The sequence below is a fragment of the Brevundimonas denitrificans genome (assembly GCF_030160755.1).
GTDB lineage: Bacteria > Pseudomonadota > Alphaproteobacteria > Caulobacterales > Caulobacteraceae > Brevundimonas > Brevundimonas denitrificans.
Genome location: NZ_BSOY01000210.1, coordinates 1 through 604, shown reverse-complemented (window position 1 = coordinate 604; position 604 = coordinate 1). Strand labels below are relative to the sequence as shown.

The 604-nt window shown below is 56.0% G+C and carries 2 protein-coding genes; both read right to left on the bottom strand.

The genetic code is table 11. The annotated features are described in order from the left end of the window. Positions 1–259, bottom strand: a 259-nt coding sequence (locus QQJ79_RS15800) for a hypothetical protein (protein WP_284223886.1), incomplete at its 3' end; no start/stop codon positions are given. A gap of 99 nt (positions 260–358) precedes the next feature. After that, positions 359–604: enoyl-CoA hydratase/isomerase family protein (locus QQJ79_RS15795; RefSeq protein ID WP_284223884.1), on the bottom strand; the 246-nt coding region annotated here is incomplete at its 5' end.

The following is a 604-nucleotide window of genomic DNA, read 5'->3' as shown; positions in this document are numbered from 1 at the left end:
GGTTATACATTTCGGGCACACCCGCCTGGGCGAACAGGTACCGGTGATAGCCTGCTTGGGCAAAACGGAAGGCCCCGACGCCCATCAGGATGTTGCCGATCCCGGTAAAGAACAGAACCTCTGCCATGGGGATGCCGCGCTGCAGATTGGCAAGGGGCACCTCGCCGCCTTCCATGACGATGCGCGTAAAGGCACGAAGCTGGTTGGGGCTGCAATCAATTGGACGTCTGAAATAGGTTTGTATCTTTGCCGGTGCCATATATTTCCCTCCCCGGAACCGATGTTTGTTCTTGATGATATTCTAATGCAGGTGGCATTGCATTGACTTTTTCAAGATCGAAACCGGGGAGGGGATCGTTTATTTGCCTTTCCAGACAGGCTTTCTTTTCTCGATGAAGGCCTTGCGGGCTTCCTTGCTGTCTTCCGAGGCAAAGGCCATGGCAAGAGAATCAAGGGCGGTTGGCGGGACTTCCCGGAAACTCATGTCCTCGACCCGATACATCAGCTCCCGCGTGGTCCGAAGGGCCAGCGGCGACATGTCGGCAATCTTGTTGGCCAGTTTCAGGGTTTCGTCCCGCAGGCTGTCCCGGGGCACCATTCTGGT